The organism is Dyella sp. 01N36, from assembly GCF_056399745.1.
Genome location: NZ_JBFTRY010000077.1, coordinates 1 through 13662 on the forward strand (window position 1 = coordinate 1; position 13662 = coordinate 13662).

16 protein-coding genes are annotated in these 13662 nt (G+C 64.1%); 10 read left to right on the plus strand and 6 right to left on the minus strand.

From position 1 onward, the window contains the following. Positions 1-24 precede the first annotated feature (24 nt). Positions 25-1122, plus strand: a complete 1098-nt coding sequence (locus AC1DMG_RS13090) for a 3-deoxy-7-phosphoheptulonate synthase (protein ID WP_477180597.1) — start codon at positions 25-27, stop codon at positions 1120-1122. Between the two features lie 15 nt (positions 1123-1137). Here the strand turns inward: AC1DMG_RS13090 and AC1DMG_RS13095 are convergent, their stop codons facing one another. Further along, positions 1138-1563: an OsmC family protein gene (locus tag AC1DMG_RS13095; protein WP_477176329.1), complete on the minus strand. Its 426-nt coding sequence runs from the start codon at positions 1561-1563 to the stop codon at positions 1138-1140. On the opposite strand from AC1DMG_RS13095, the gene AC1DMG_RS13100 reads away from it, so the two are divergent. Together AC1DMG_RS13100 and AC1DMG_RS13105 are read left to right on the plus strand one after the other, a co-directional pair. Then, complete coding sequence (locus tag AC1DMG_RS13100) at positions 1562-1990, plus strand: GNAT family N-acetyltransferase (protein WP_477180598.1); 429 nt, start codon at positions 1562-1564, stop codon at positions 1988-1990. The two genes, AC1DMG_RS13095 and AC1DMG_RS13100, sit on opposite strands and share 2 nt — an antisense overlap. Positions 1991-2112: 122 nt before the next feature. Next, positions 2113-2802, plus strand: a complete 690-nt coding sequence (locus AC1DMG_RS13105; RefSeq protein WP_441605100.1) for a DUF1345 domain-containing protein — start codon at positions 2113-2115, stop codon at positions 2800-2802. A gap of 106 nt (positions 2803-2908) precedes the next feature. Here the strand turns inward: AC1DMG_RS13105 and AC1DMG_RS13110 are convergent, their stop codons facing one another. Then, positions 2909-3391, minus strand: coding sequence for a YajQ family cyclic di-GMP-binding protein (locus AC1DMG_RS13110; protein WP_477176330.1), 483 nt, complete (start codon positions 3389-3391; stop codon positions 2909-2911). 106 nt (positions 3392-3497) lie between these two features. Between AC1DMG_RS13110 and AC1DMG_RS13115 the strand changes: the two genes are divergently transcribed. Continuing rightward, complete coding sequence (locus AC1DMG_RS13115) at positions 3498-4676, plus strand: BaiN/RdsA family NAD(P)/FAD-dependent oxidoreductase (protein ID WP_477176331.1); 1179 nt, start codon at positions 3498-3500, stop codon at positions 4674-4676. A 64-nt stretch (positions 4677-4740) separates the two neighbouring features. Then, positions 4741-5628, plus strand: a complete 888-nt coding sequence (locus AC1DMG_RS13120) for an NAD(P)-dependent oxidoreductase (protein ID WP_441605103.1) — start codon at positions 4741-4743, stop codon at positions 5626-5628. Between the two features lie 96 nt (positions 5629-5724). Here the strand turns inward: AC1DMG_RS13120 and AC1DMG_RS13125 are convergent, their stop codons facing one another. Both AC1DMG_RS13125 and AC1DMG_RS13130 read right to left on the minus strand, forming a co-directional pair. Beyond that, on the minus strand, positions 5725-6192 hold the full coding sequence (locus tag AC1DMG_RS13125; protein ID WP_477176332.1) for a YaiI/YqxD family protein: 468 nt from the start codon (positions 6190-6192) through the stop codon (positions 5725-5727). Next, positions 6189-7070 carry a PhzF family phenazine biosynthesis protein gene (locus AC1DMG_RS13130; RefSeq protein WP_477176333.1) on the minus strand — a complete coding sequence of 294 codons (882 nt, stop codon included), beginning with the start codon at positions 7068-7070 and terminating at the stop codon, positions 6189-6191. Before AC1DMG_RS13130 ends, AC1DMG_RS13125 begins: the two co-directional genes overlap by 4 nt. A 163-nt stretch (positions 7071-7233) precedes the next feature. On the opposite strand from AC1DMG_RS13130, the gene AC1DMG_RS13135 reads away from it, so the two are divergent. The 4 genes from AC1DMG_RS13135 to AC1DMG_RS13150 all read left to right on the plus strand — a co-directional run bounded on the left by AC1DMG_RS13135 (position 7234) and on the right by AC1DMG_RS13150 (position 10393). Beyond that, positions 7234-7836: a rhomboid family intramembrane serine protease gene (locus AC1DMG_RS13135; RefSeq protein ID WP_441605106.1), complete on the plus strand. Its 603-nt coding sequence runs from the start codon at positions 7234-7236 to the stop codon at positions 7834-7836. Positions 7837-7959: 123 nt separating this feature from the next. Next, positions 7960-8736, plus strand: coding sequence for a hypothetical protein (locus AC1DMG_RS13140; protein ID WP_477176334.1), 777 nt, complete (start codon positions 7960-7962; stop codon positions 8734-8736). 131 nt (positions 8737-8867) lie between these two features. Then, on the plus strand, positions 8868-9269 hold the full coding sequence (locus tag AC1DMG_RS13145) for a hypothetical protein (RefSeq protein ID WP_477180599.1): 402 nt from the start codon (positions 8868-8870) through the stop codon (positions 9267-9269). Positions 9270-9289: 20 nt separating this feature from the next. After that, positions 9290-10393, plus strand: a complete 1104-nt coding sequence (locus tag AC1DMG_RS13150) for an aminopeptidase (RefSeq protein ID WP_441605109.1) — start codon at positions 9290-9292, stop codon at positions 10391-10393. Here the strand turns inward: AC1DMG_RS13150 and AC1DMG_RS13155 are convergent. Beyond that, positions 10390-11205, minus strand: a complete 816-nt coding sequence (locus AC1DMG_RS13155; RefSeq protein ID WP_477176335.1) for a cytochrome c — start codon at positions 11203-11205, stop codon at positions 10390-10392. The two genes, AC1DMG_RS13150 and AC1DMG_RS13155, sit on opposite strands and share 4 nt — an antisense overlap. Positions 11206-11539: 334 nt before the next feature. Here AC1DMG_RS13155 and pncB point away from each other — a divergent pair, with 334 nt between their 5' ends. Then, entirely contained in the window at positions 11540-12736 is a 1197-nt protein-coding gene (gene pncB, locus AC1DMG_RS13160; RefSeq protein WP_477176336.1) for a nicotinate phosphoribosyltransferase, read from the plus strand. A gap of 97 nt (positions 12737-12833) precedes the next feature. Here pncB and AC1DMG_RS13165 read toward each other — a convergent pair whose 3' ends face one another. Further along, positions 12834-13637, minus strand: a complete 804-nt coding sequence (locus tag AC1DMG_RS13165) for a MetQ/NlpA family ABC transporter substrate-binding protein (RefSeq protein WP_477176337.1) — start codon at positions 13635-13637, stop codon at positions 12834-12836. Positions 13638-13662 lie beyond the last annotated feature (25 nt).

The window sequence follows — 13662 nt, forward strand, 5'->3', positions numbered from 1 at the left end:
AGTGGAACCTCCCAGGAGATCCCCGTGAACCCTTCCACCGACGATTTACATATCCGCGCCATCACGCCGCTCACCGCGCCGGCCGAAGTGATGCGCGACTGCGCCGCGAGCGTGCATGCCGCGCATACCGTGAGCGCCTCGCGCCAGGCGCTGCATCGCATCCTTGCCGGCGAGGATGACCGGCTGGCCGTGGTGATCGGCCCGTGTTCGATTCATGACACCAAGGCTGCGCTGGAATACGCCGGGCGGCTTGCGGAACAGCGCAAGCGGCATGCAGGCGAGCTGGAAATCGTAATGCGCGTGTACTTCGAAAAGCCGCGCACCACGGTGGGCTGGAAAGGTCTGATCAACGATCCCGATCTCGATGGCAGTTTCCGCATCGACAAGGGCTTGCGACTGGCGCGCGGTCTATTGCGCGACATCAACGAACTGGGCGTGCCGGCCGGCTGCGAATTCCTCGACATGATCACGCCGCAGTACATCGCCGATCTGGTGGCGTGGGGCGCGATCGGTGCGCGTACCACCGAAAGCCAGGTGCATCGCGAGCTGGCCTCGGGACTGTCGTGCCCGGTGGGTTTCAAGAACGGCACCGATGGCAATGTGAAGATCGCCGTTGACGCGGTAAGCGCCGCATCGCAACCGCACCATTTCATGGCCGTGACAAAGGAAGGCCACACCGCCATCGCTGCCACCACCGGCAACGAGGACTGTCACGTGATTCTGCGCGGCGGCAAGACGCCCAACTACGACGCCGCAAGCGTAGACGCAGCGTGTGCGGCCATCGTCAAGGGCGGCCAGCCGGCGCGGGTGATGGTCGACGCCAGCCATGCCAACAGCCTCAAGCTACCGGAGAACCAGCCCCGCGTGATCGACGATCTTGCGACGCAGCTTTCTTCCGGCGAGCAGCGCATCGTCGGCGTGATGGTCGAAAGCCATCTCGTGGGCGGTCGCCAGGATCTGATCCAGGGCCAGCCGCTGCGTTACGGCCAGAGCATCACCGATGGCTGCATCGACTGGGAGGCCTCGCTGCAAGTGCTCGATCGTCTCGCCCAGGCCGTACGCGCTCGGCGCGCCGCGCTGGCGGCGACGCCGCGGCCAGCGCGCGCGAGTTGCGCGGGTTGACGTGCGCGACGGACCTCAGCTGGTGAGTTGGGCGTCGAGATTGATCGTCGCCTTGAGCACCTTCGACACGGGGCAGCCTTCCTTGGTGGCCTTGGCGATCTTGTCGAAGGTGGCGGCATCGATGCCGTCCACTTTCGCGCGGCAGGTGAGATCGACCGTGGTGATGGAAAAGCCGTCGCCATCCTTGTCCAGCGTCACCACCGCCTTGGTCTCGATATGCGTGGCCGCATGGCCGGCCTGTTCCAGGCCCAGCGCCAACGCCATCGTGTAGCAGCCGGCATGAGCCGCACCGAGCAATTCTTCGGGATTGGTGCCCGGTCCATCCGCGAATCGCGACTGGAAGCCGTAGCGCGCTTCATGCAGCACGCCTGAGGCGGTGGAGATGGTGCCGGTACCTTCCTTGAGCCCGCCCGACCAGACGGCGGATGCGTTTCGTTTCATGTTCAGCTCCCTGGAGCAGGCGATGGTGTCCGGGAAGCTTGCCGAAAGAGTCATGCACGAAATGCGAACGCTAGCGCCCGAGGTCTTCACGCGTGGTTCGCTGCCACTTGCTTTACTCTCCGCGCCGTTCACCCCGACGAGGGCGCGTTTCATGTTCRCCGAGATCAACCACAACGCCAGGACGCACCGCTTCGAAACAAAAGTGGACGGCGTGCCCTGCGTGCTCGACTACACGCTGGAAAATGGTGTGATGACCATCACCCACACCATCGTTCCGTCAGCGGTGGGTGGTCGCGGCATCGCGTCCCATCTGGTGCGCACGGCCCTGGACATGGCGCGGGAAGAACACTGGCGAGTGGATCCCGCCTGCTCGTATTCAGAGATCTGGATGACCCGCCATCCGGAGTATCAGGACCTGCACGTCTGAACTGCGGCATTGCGCCGGGCGTCGAGAACGCGTTGCACAAGCTCTAAGATGCGCCATGCCCGCCACCGGGTCATGGAGAGTGTGTTTGCGATGAAGAGCTGGCTGAGCGCAGGAACGTGCGCATGAGCACCGCGTCCGGAAAGACCCGTCCCCGCAAGAATGGCTTCGTCCCTTTCCGCATCCTGCGCGCCCGTCCGCGCCTGATGATCTCGGGCGCCGTCGCGCTCATCGTCGGCGTGGGGCTGTGGTACTGCCTCCGGCTGACGCCTGCGGAGGCGCTGCTGCTGGGCTTTGATCTGGGCGTTGCGGTTTACCTCACGGCCCTGACCATCCTGTTCTGCCGCACGACCTCGCCCGACCTCATGCGCGGGCAGGCGCGCAAGCAGGACACCGGCCGCTGGGGCGTGCTGTGGACCTCGCTGATCCTCACCGGCTTCGTGTCGCTGGCGCTGACCACGGAAATGGGTGGCGCCAAGGGTGGCGATGCGAAAGCGCTGATCGTCGCCGCCGCGAGCATCGTGCTGTCGTGGCTGTTCTTCAATGTGATGTTCGGCATGCATTACGCGCACGGCTTCTACGGCGATTTCGGCAAGAAGCATGAAGGGCTGGATTTCCCCGGCACCGAGCAACCCGATTACTGGGACTTCATGTATTTCGCCATCGTCATCGGCATGACCTTCCAGGTCTCCGATGTGCAGATCAGCAGCCGTTACCTGCGGCGCGTGGCCTTGCTGCACAGCGTGATCGCGTTCTTCTTCAATGTGTTCATCATTGCGATCAGCGTGAATATTGCGGCCGGGTTGGCGGGGTAACACCCCTGTGGGAGCGCACCCTGTGCGCGACTGCAACGTGCCATGACTTCGCATCCTGGGCGCCAGTCGCGCACAGGGTGCGCTCCCACAAGATCAAGGCATCGCCTTAATCGCGGAAATTATCGAACTGCAGCGGCAGCTCCACGTCGGCCTTGCGCAGCACGGCCATGGCCTCCTGCAGGTCGTCGCGTTTCTTGCCCGTCACGCGCAGCTTGTCGCCGTTGATCTGTGCCTCGACCTTGAGCTTGGCCGCCTTCAGCGAGGCCACCAGCTTCTTGGCAATCGGTTGCTCGATGCCTTGCTTGACGGTGACCTTCTGGCGCGAACCGCCAAGATTCGTCTCGGCATCGCCCACGTCCAACGCGCGGATATCGATTTTGCGCGAGGTGAGGCGGCCGCGCAGGATGTCCAGCATCTGCTCAAGCTGGAACTCGCTGGGGGCCGACTGGGTGATCACGAACTCGTCCAGCTCGAACTTCGCGTCGGTGCCCTTGAAGTCGAAACGGCTCGAGAGCTCCCGATTGGCCTGATCGACGGCATTGGTCAGTTCGTGCTTGTCGACTTCGGAAACGACGTCAAAAGAAGGCATGGTGGCGGTCCGGTCTGGGAAAAAGGCGAGTTTAAGCGATCTGGCGCATCCTGTCGGATAATGTCGGGTCAATGGATCGGGAGCAGGGCATGGCGGCGGTGCGCGCGTGAAAGTGGATGTACTGGTCATCGGCGGCGGCGCGGCCGGACTGATGTGCGCCATCGTGGCCGGCCAGCGTGGGCGCAGCGTGCTGGTGGTGGACCATGCCAACAAGGTCGGCAAGAAGATCCTCATGTCCGGCGGCGGGCGCTGCAATTTCACCAACCTGGGCGTGACGCCGAACGCTTACCTGTCCGCCAATCCGCACTTTCCTAAATCCGCCTTGGCTCGCTATACGCCGTGGGATTTCATCGCGATGGTGGAGAAACATCGCATCGCCTACCACGAGAAGGAACTGGGGCAGCTGTTCTGCGATGACTCCTCCAAGCTGATCGTGCGCATGTTGCTGGACGAGTGCGCCCAGGCCGGCGTTCGCATCGAAACCAGCTGCGGCGTGCAGCGCGTGCGCAAGACCGACGAGGGTTTCAACGTGGTCACCGCACACGGCGAAGTGCACGCGCAATCCTTGGTGATCGCCTCCGGCGGCTTGTCGATTCCCAGCATGGGCGCCACCGGTTTTGGCTACGAACTGGCGCGACAGTTCGGTCATGGGGTGTTGCCCACACGGGCCGGCCTGGTGCCGCTCACGTTGAGCGGCAAGCATCAGGAGCGTTATCAGGATCTTGCGGGCGTGGCCTTGCCATCGGTGGACGCAAGCGTGGGCAAGCGATCATTCCGCGCCGGCCTGTTGTTCACGCATCGCGGCATCAGCGGGCCATCCATCCTGCAGATTTCCTCGTACTGGCAGCCCGGTGACGACCTGCGCATCAACTTGCTGCCGGAGCTCGATCTTGGCCAGTGGCTGCAGGAACAGCGCACCGCGCGTCCCGCGGCGGAGCTGAAGAATGTGCTGGGCGATGTACTGCCTCGCCGCCTCGCGCAGCGCTTGTGCGAGCTGTGGTTCGAGAGCCGGCCGATGCGGCAATACCGCGAGGCCGAACTGAGCAAGATCGGCGAACAACTGCACGACTGGCCGATGGTTGCCAGCGGCACGGAAGGTTATCGCACAGCCGAAGTAACCCTGGGCGGTGTGGATACCGATGGACTTTCATCGACCACGATGCAATCGAAGCTAGTGCCGGGCCTGTACTTCATCGGCGAGGTTGTCGACGTGACCGGCTGGCTCGGCGGCTACAACTTCCAGTGGGCATGGGCTTCGGCGCACGCGGCCGGCGAAGTGGTGTGATTTCGCACAAGGTGAACATGCCGCGTGATCCACTACGCGGATTATTCTGTGTGGAGACCATCGCATGAAAGTGGGTTTTATCGGTCTCGGTGCCATGGGCAGCGCCATGGCGAGCAACCTGATCAAGGCCGGGCACGAGGTCACCGTATGGAATCGTTCGCCGGGCCCCACCGAGCCCCTGGCGTCGCTGGGCGCCAAAGTGGTGAAGACGGCCGACCGCGCGGCGCAGGGCGAGGTGCTCTTCAGCATGCTGGCCAACGACCAGGCCGTGCGCAGTGTGTTTGTCGACGGCCGCCTGCTCGATGGCATGGACCAGGGCACGGTGCACGTGAATCACGCCACGATTTCCGTCGCCTTGGCGCGCGAACTGGCGGAGGAACACACGCAGCGTGGCCTGGATTACCTGGCCGCTCCCGTGTTCGGTCGTCCTGATGTGGCAGCAGCGGGCAAGCTCAATATCCTGGTGGCCGGCAAGCCGCACGTGATCGAGCGCGTGCGCCCCTTGCTCGAGGTCATGGGCAGTCGCATCTGGCCGCTGGGCGAGTCGCCCGAGCGGGCGAACGTGGTGAAGATCGCCGGCAATTTCATGATCGGCGCCGCCATCGAAAGCATGGCCGAAGCTTCGGCGTTGACGCGGGCGCATGGCGTGAGCGCGGCGGATTTCCTCGAGGTGATGACCAACTCGCTGTTCGCCACGCCCGCTTACCAGGGCTACGCCAGGCTCATCGCCGAATCGCGCTATACGCCGGCCGGCTTTGCTCTGCCGCTCGGCTACAAGGACATCGGCCTTGCGCTGGCAGCAGCGGATGCGACGCGCGTGCCCTTGCCGCTGGCAGGCGTGCTGCGCGACAGCCTGCTCGAGGCCTTGTCCACCGGCGACGAAGACGTCGACTGGTCGATCATGGCGCAGGTGGCAGCGCGCCGTGCGCATCTGGATGAGCGCAAGCTCTGACTGTGGGAGCGCACCCTGTGCGCGACGGCCCAACGAAGAGGCGACCGTCCGCTCCGCGGTCGCGCACAGGGTGCGCTCCTACAAGGTGGGCGGTGCTCAACGCGTCTTGCGAAACTGCACCAGCCACCGATCCAGCTGATTGGCAAACGCCTGCTTGTCGCGCGCATGAAACGCCGCCGGTCCGCCAGTGTCGACGCCCGAGCCGCGCAACTCATCCATGAAATTGCGCATGGAAAGTCGCTGCGCAATCGTGTCGGGCGTATACAGCTCACCGCGCGGATGCACCGCAAGCGCGCCTTTTTCAATCACCAGGGCTGCCAGCGGAATATCCTGCGTCACCACCAGGTCGCCCGCGCTCACGCGCTCCACGATCTCCGCATCCGCCACATCGAAACCGCCCGGCACCTGGATGGCGCGCACGAAACGTGACGGCGGCGTGCGCAGCCATTGATTGGCGACCAGGGTCACCTGCACCTGCTCGCGTTCCGCCGCACGGAACAGCACTTCCTTGATCGGCGCAGGGCAGGCGTCGGCATCGACCCAGATCTGCGGCCGCGTGCTCACTCGTGGCCGCTCCAGTGCAACGCGCCATCGATGATGGTGTTGGTGTGACCGCCGATCCAGACGGTCTTGCCGTCGATGCGCACGCAGAGGCTGGCATCGTGGCCGATCTCGCGGCCCTGGCTTACCACGTAGCCGCGCGCCAGCAGGCCGTCGGGTTCGGCATGGGCGATATAGGCGGCGATCAGGCCGTTGGCGGCGCCCGAGGCCGGGTCTTCCACCAGGCCAACGCCGGCCGGCAGCGCACGCACCACCAGCTGATAGTCGGGGTGCGAGCTGCGCGCAAACACGCACAAGCCCATGCTGTCGGTGGCCTTGGCCAGGGCGCCGATGGCGGCGTGGTCGGGCTTCCACTGGCGCAGCGATGCTTCGTCGGCGCATTCGGCCAGCCACCAGTGGCGTCCGCCCGATACATAGGCCGGAGGCAGCGTGCCCGGATCGATGCCGGCCAGCGCGGCGTCGAGTAGCGGATGGGCGTCGCGGCCGGTTTTCTCGACAGTGGATGGCGGCGATTTCAACAGCAGCTGGCGTGAGCCGTCGCTGCCTTCCACGCGGATGGGCAAGACGCCCGCACCGCATTCCTGCCACAGCACACCGTCCACCGGCTCGGCCAGGCCGCACAGCAGGACGGCGTGCGCGCTGCCGATGCTTGGATGACCGGCAAAGGGAATTTCCTTGTGCGGCGTGAAAATGCGCACACGGTAGCTGGCGCCGGGCTGGCTGGGCGGCAACAGGAAAGTGGTTTCGACCAGATTGGTCCAGCGGGCGAAGGCTTGCATGCGGGCATCGCTCCAGCCGGTGGCGTCGGTGACGACGCCCAGGTGGTTGCCGCCGCCGGGCGCGGCGGCAAAGACGTCCAGATGCAGGTAACGGATCGACATGGGGAGTGCCTGGGGCGTGGGGAAACGCTTGAAGCCGGGCATGATAGTGCGGAATGCCGCTCTGCGCTTGGACTTTCCGGGGGCTGCAGTGTCGACAATCGCCCGCGCCGCCGCCAAGATGCGGATTCTTTGTCACCGCCTCCTGCCCGTCACGGAAGTACGCATGATCACCCTGATCATCATCGCCATCACCTCCATCGTGTCCTTCATGGCGTTCAAGAACGCCCGCCTGATGAATGATCTGATCCTGTGGCCGCCCGCCATCACCCGCAGCCGCGAATACCACCGGCTGGTGACCTACGGCCTGGTGCATGCCGATTTCGGCCACCTGCTGTTCAACATGATCACGCTGTACTTTTTCGGCCGCAGCATGGAAGGGTTTTTCACGGCGACGCTGGGCACGCTGGGTTTTGCGCTGTTCTACATCCTGGCGCTGCTGGTCTCGATCCTGCCCACCTATCTGAACAACAGGAACAACCCCAATTACCGCAGCCTTGGCGCGTCGGGCGCCGTATCGGCCGTGCTTTTTGCCTATGTCCTGCTGTCGCCGTGGTCGCGCATCATCGTATTCGTGATACCGCTGCCGGCGATCGTCTATGCCGTGCTCTACGTGGGCTACTCCATCTACATGGACCGGCGCGGGCAGGGCAACGTCAACCACAGCGCGCACCTTTGGGGCGCCGCGTTTGGCGTCGCGTTCACCGTGGTGGTTCGACCGGAAGTGATCTCGCATTTCCTGGCGGCACTCTCGCAGCCGAGGTTTTGATCACGGGCATGACTTCGAATTGCGGTTTTGCTCACCCCTGATACATGTTGTTGGTGTTACTTGTCGGTTAGTCCGGCGTGATGGGGCGTCGGGCATTCTCGACCACCGCAGGAGTGAAGACGCATGGCAACGAAGCGCAAGCCGGCCGCGAAGAAATCCTCGGCCAAGAAAGCAGCCACCCGCAAATCCACTGCCAAGAAAACCACCGCACGCAAGCGCGCCACCGTCAAGCGCGCCGTCCGCAAGACGGCAGCCAAGAAAGCGACACGCAAGACCGCCGCCAAGAAGGCAACGCGCAAGACCGTAGCGAAAAAGGCCACGCGCAAGACCGTAGCCAAGAAGGCAACCCGCAAGACGGCAGCCAAGAAGGCAGCGCGCAAATCACCCGCGCGCAAGACAGCGACACGCAAAGCCGCCGCGCGCAAATCGACGCGCAAGACCGCGACCAGGAAGGCCGCGCCGCGCAAGACCGCGGTAAAGAAGACCGCCGCCAAAAAGACCACCCGTAAACGCGCCACCGCCAAGAAGGCGGCCAAGAAAACCGCCACACGCAAGGCGGCGGCTCCCAAGCGCGCAGCACCTCGCAAGGCCGCCGCCGCACCGCGCAAGACAGCCGCCAAGGCCGCACCGGCGGCGGGACGCAGTCGCACCACGTCTACGACGCGGCCACGCCGTCCCGCACGCAAGCACCTGACCCCGCAAGAGGCCGCCGAGCATATCCAGGCACTGCTTGAGGCCAAGCAGGAGCGGGTACGCCAGGGGCCGACCTGGCCAGGCGCCGATGAACACCCTGGCGGCAACAACGGCCACCTGGATACGGGCACCAGCAACGGTGGCGTTTCCAGCGAGGCGGTTTACGGGCATATCCGCCAGCCGCCCGAGCGCAGCGGCAATAACTGAACCGACGACGCAAGGTCGGTCCCCGGCATGGCTGGCAGGTAAATATCTGCCAGTCATGTCGGAAGCGTTCAGTGCGCACTTACCAGCACAGGTTCAAAGTGAGGCTGTCTTCCCCCTGAAGGCCTTACGTCATGAAACGCGTGCTTGCCGGTCTCGCCTTGGCGGTTGCCACCGCAGCGCTATCCGGTTGTTACTACGATCCTGGCTACAGCTACACACGTCCAGTCGCTACCGGCGGCGGCGACRCCTACTACGGTACCGGCGTCACCTATAGCAACGGCTACTACCCCGGTTACTACTACCCGAGCTATGGCTACTACGGTTACGGCTGCTGTTATGGCCCGGCCGTGAGCATCGGCATTGGTGGCTACTACGGCGGCTACCGCGGAGGCTATTACCGCGGCGGTGGGTACTATCGCGGCGGCGGTTATTACCGCGGCGGCAACGGCTATTACCGCGGAGGCCGAGGCAACTGGAGCGGTGGCCACGGCAATGGCGGCCACGGCGGCTGGAACGGCGGTCACGGCCACTGAAATAGCGGCACAATCGCGGCATGACGTTGCCACGCTTCGTGCCGATCATCCCCGCCATCCTCAGGCCCATCGTCACCGTGACGATGGGCTTGTTGCTTTGTGCCTGCAGCACCGTCGATTACTACGCGCACGTGGCCAAGGGCCAGAGCGAGCTGGTGATGAGCCGCCGCGACGTGCGCGAGGTGCTGCGCGATCCCTCGACCGATGCCGAAATCCGCAAGCGTCTGCAGCTGGCCCAGCAGGCGCGCCAATTTGCTACCGATCGCCTGGATCTGCCGGATAACCGCAGCTACACCAGCTACGTGAAGCTCAACCGTTCCTATGTGGTCTGGAACGTGTTCGCGACGCCGCGCTTTTCCATCTCGCCGATCCAGCACTGCTTTCCCTTTGCCGGTTGCGTGGCCTATCGCGGCTATTTTTCCAAGGACAAGGCCAAGGCTGAATCGTTGCGACTGGAGGCACAGGGCGACGACGTCTACGTGGGCGGCGTGCCGGCGTATTCCACGCTGGGCTGGTTCTCCGATCCCATCCTCAGCAGCATGATGCGCTGGGATGACGACGAGCTGGCGGGCACCATCTTCCATGAGCTCGCGCACCAGCTGATCTACGTGAAGGACGACAGTTCGTTCAACGAGTCCTTTGCCAGCTTCGTGCAGGAGGAGGGCCTGCGCCAATGGCGCCAGTCACGCGGATTGCCCGCGCAGAACGCCCGCGAGAAGACCATGGACGACGGCTTCACCTGGCTGGTGATGGATCTGCGCGACCGCCTGAAGGCGCTCTACGCCAGCGGCGTGGACGAGAAGGCCATGGCGGCGGGCAAGCAGCAGACCATCGACGACTTCCGCGTGCGCTACGCGCAGTGGCGCGACCTGGACTGGCCGGGCGACCATCGCTACGACGCCTGGGTGAATGGCCCGATCAATAACGCGCGGCTGTTGCCGTTCGGCATTTACGATCGCTGGACGCCGGTGTTCCTCGCGCTGTTCCGTCATGCGGAAGGGCAGTGGCCGGCGTTCTACGCCAGCGTGCGCGAGTTTGCCCGGCAACCGTACCAACAGCGGCAACGTTCGCTGCAGCAGTGGCTGGATTCGACCGGGCAGCCATCGATTGCGCCTTCCCCTTAGGGGTGCGACTTGCGCCCAGCCATGTGTTGCAGATAGGCCAGCAAGTCGTCCAGATCCTGATCGGACAGCGCCTTGCGATCAAAACCGGGCATGCGCGCCTGCGGCCAGCGACGCAGCGATTGCGGGTCGCGGATATACGCGCGGAACAGATCCTCGCGCAGGTATTCCGTCGGGCTATGGGGAATATTGAGATCCGGCCCCAGCTTGGCATCGCCCTGGCCGTTGAGCGTGTGACATGCAAAGCAGGTGTGCTGGAACACCACGAAGCCGCGCTGTACCGGGCTGCCGGGCTTAAGGGCGGGATCGGGCCGGATCGCGGGGAAGCGTTCGGCCACGGGCGGCTGGCGGCGGATGGAGGCCAGCTGGAACGGCCACTGCTCCGGTCCGATCTTCATGGCGTCCGGATGGGTCCACACGACGTAGAAGGGTCCCGCATCGCCCTTGATCTCGGCCAGCGTCGGCCACGGGTGGGCGGGGTCCTCGACCGCCAGCCAGGCCTCCGAACCGTGGGCGCCGATGATCAGCGCCGCTGAGATTTGCGCGGCGAATCCGTCGGAGGCGGTGAATTGCAGGGTGTCGTCAGGCGATACGCCTTCCAGCAGCGCTTTCAGCGGTACGGCGCGATAGCGCATGGGGCGTTTGAAGGCGACATCAGCCGGAATGGCCACGTCGCGGGCATCGCTGCGCGCCAGCAGCTGGGCGGTGCTGTAGGTCTTGCTGCCATGGCCCAGGTCGACCGTGAGTTCGGCGGCATGTAGGGGCAGGGCGGCGGCCAGGGCAAGCAGGCACAGGCGTTGTAGCAGGCGAACCATCGGGCGATGCTCCCTCGGAATAAGCCGCCGATGGTAGGCGGGCGCGCCCAGCTTGCCAAAAGCTGAACGAAACTGACGAGGCGCTTGAACTAGCGCCGAGCCGGCCACACTAAGCATACGTATCGCCGTGACGGCGACAAGAAGTGGTGCAGCTGTATCGCGCCACTGAGGGGTCGGTCCTTTTCCCCTCTTTGTTATGGACCGGCCTGACAAAACCTCGGTAGCCCCTCCCCTGGCTACCGGGGTTTTTATTTGCCCGCGGTTCGCCGCCGACTCGCCGCGACCACCATCGGGCGAGGATAATCCAGCTCTCCCCGCGCCGCGTGAGCGACTGATGATCGTTTCCTCCCTGCTCGACACCGATCTGTACAAGTTCTCCATGATGCAGGTCGTGCTGCATCACTATCCCGCGGCGCAGGTCGAATACAAATTCAAGTGCCGCAACCCCGGCATCGACCTCACGCCTTATATCGACGAGATCCGCCAGGAGTTGGAAGCGCTGTGCTCGCTGCGCTTCACGCCGGCGGAACTGGAATACCTGCGCACCTGGCGTTTCATCAAGAGCGATTTCGTCGACTTCCTGGGGCTGTTCCAGCTCAATGCGAAGTATGTGGAGATCGTTCCGGCGCAGGACGGACCCGGCGAGATCGAGATCCATATCCGCGGCCCATGGCTGCACACCATCCTGTTCGAAGTGCCCTTGCTGGCGATCGTCAACGAAGTCTATTTCCGCCATACGCAGCCCGGCCTTTCGCTGGACGAAGGACGCCGCCGCCTGCGCGAAAAGATTGCGTTGTTGCGCGATACCGAAGGCTTTCAGGATTGCCGTATCGCCGACTACGGCACGCGTCGCCGCTTCTCACGCGCATGGCAGGAGGAAGTGGTCACTACCTTGCGCGATGGACTGGGGCGGCAGCTCACCGGCACCAGCAATGTGTGGCTCGCCTGGAAGCTCGGCCTGACGCCGCTGGGCACGCTGGCCCATGAATACCTGCAGGCCCACCAGGCGCTGGGTCCACGGCTGCGCGATTCGCAGGTGGCGGCGCTGGAAACCTGGGCGAGGGAGTATCGAGGCGATCTGGGCATCGCCCTGTCCGACGTCTACGGACTGAGCGCCTTCCTGCGCGACTTCGACATGTATTTCTGCAAGCTGTTCGACGGCACGCGCCACGACTCGGGTGATCCGTTTGCCTGGGGCGAGCGCGTGCTGGCGCACTACCGCGCCAATCGTGTCGACCCGCGCACCAAGGTGCTGGTCTTCAGCGATGGGCTGGATATCCCCAAGGTGATGCAGTTGTACGAGCACTTCCACGGCCGCTGCCAGCTGGCCTTCGGCGTGGGCACCAACCTGACCAACGATGTGGGACCTGAGCCGCTGCAGATCGTGATCAAGATGATCCGCTGCAACGGCCAGCCGGTGGCCAAGCTCAGCGATACGCCCGGCAAGAACATGTGCGAGGACAGCGCCTATGTAGCGTATCTGCGCAGGGTGTTTGAGATTCCGGCCGATCCGGAAGCAGTGACCTGCTAAAGGCCTTCCGTACTGTGTGGGAGCGCACCCTGTGCGCGACTGCCGCCACCCGGGCGAGGCCAGTCGCGCACAGGGTGCGCTCCCACAGGGGAGCTTTTCAGAACGCCGGCAACACCGCGCCCTGGTACTTCTGCTCAATAAACGCCTTGATCTCGGGGCTGGTGAGCGCCTTGGCCAGTGCCTGCACGCGCGGGTCGTCCTTGTTGTCCGGACGGGCGACCAGGTAGTTCACGTACGGCGAGTCCTTGTCCTCGATCAGCAACGCGTCCTTGGTCGGGTTGAGTCCCGCTGCGAGCGCGTAGTTGGTGTTGATCAGGGCGAGGTCCACTTCGTCCAACGTGCGCGGCAACATGGCGGCTTCCAGCTCGCGGAACTTCAGGTGCTTGGGATTGGCCGTGATGTCCTTCTGCGTGGACAGCTCGTTGCTCGGATCATTCAGCGTGATCAGGCCGTGCTTGGCGAGCAGCAGCAGCGCACGGCTATTGTTGCTGGGATCGTTGGGCAGGGTGACCGAGGCGCCATCAGGCAACTGGTCGATCGACTTGAGCTTGCGCGAATAAGCGCCAAACGGCTCGATGTGCACGCCCGTCACGATGGTGAGGTTGGTACCACGCTCGCGATTGAACGCATCCAGGTAGGGCTTGGTCTGGAAATAATTTGCATCGACCGACTTCTCCAGCACCTGCGTATTGGGCTGGACGTAATCGGCGAACACTTTGATTTCCAGGTCGATGCCTTGCTTGGCCAGGATCGGCTTGACCTGCTTGAGGATCTCGGCGTGCGGCACTGCCGTGGCGGCCACCACCAGCTTCTGGCTGGTCGAGGCGTCGCCGCCTGAATTGGGCGACGAGCAGCCCGCCAGCATGAGCAGGGCGGAAAGGACGGCTATGAGCTTATTCATCTTCGTTATATGGTGAGAACGCGTG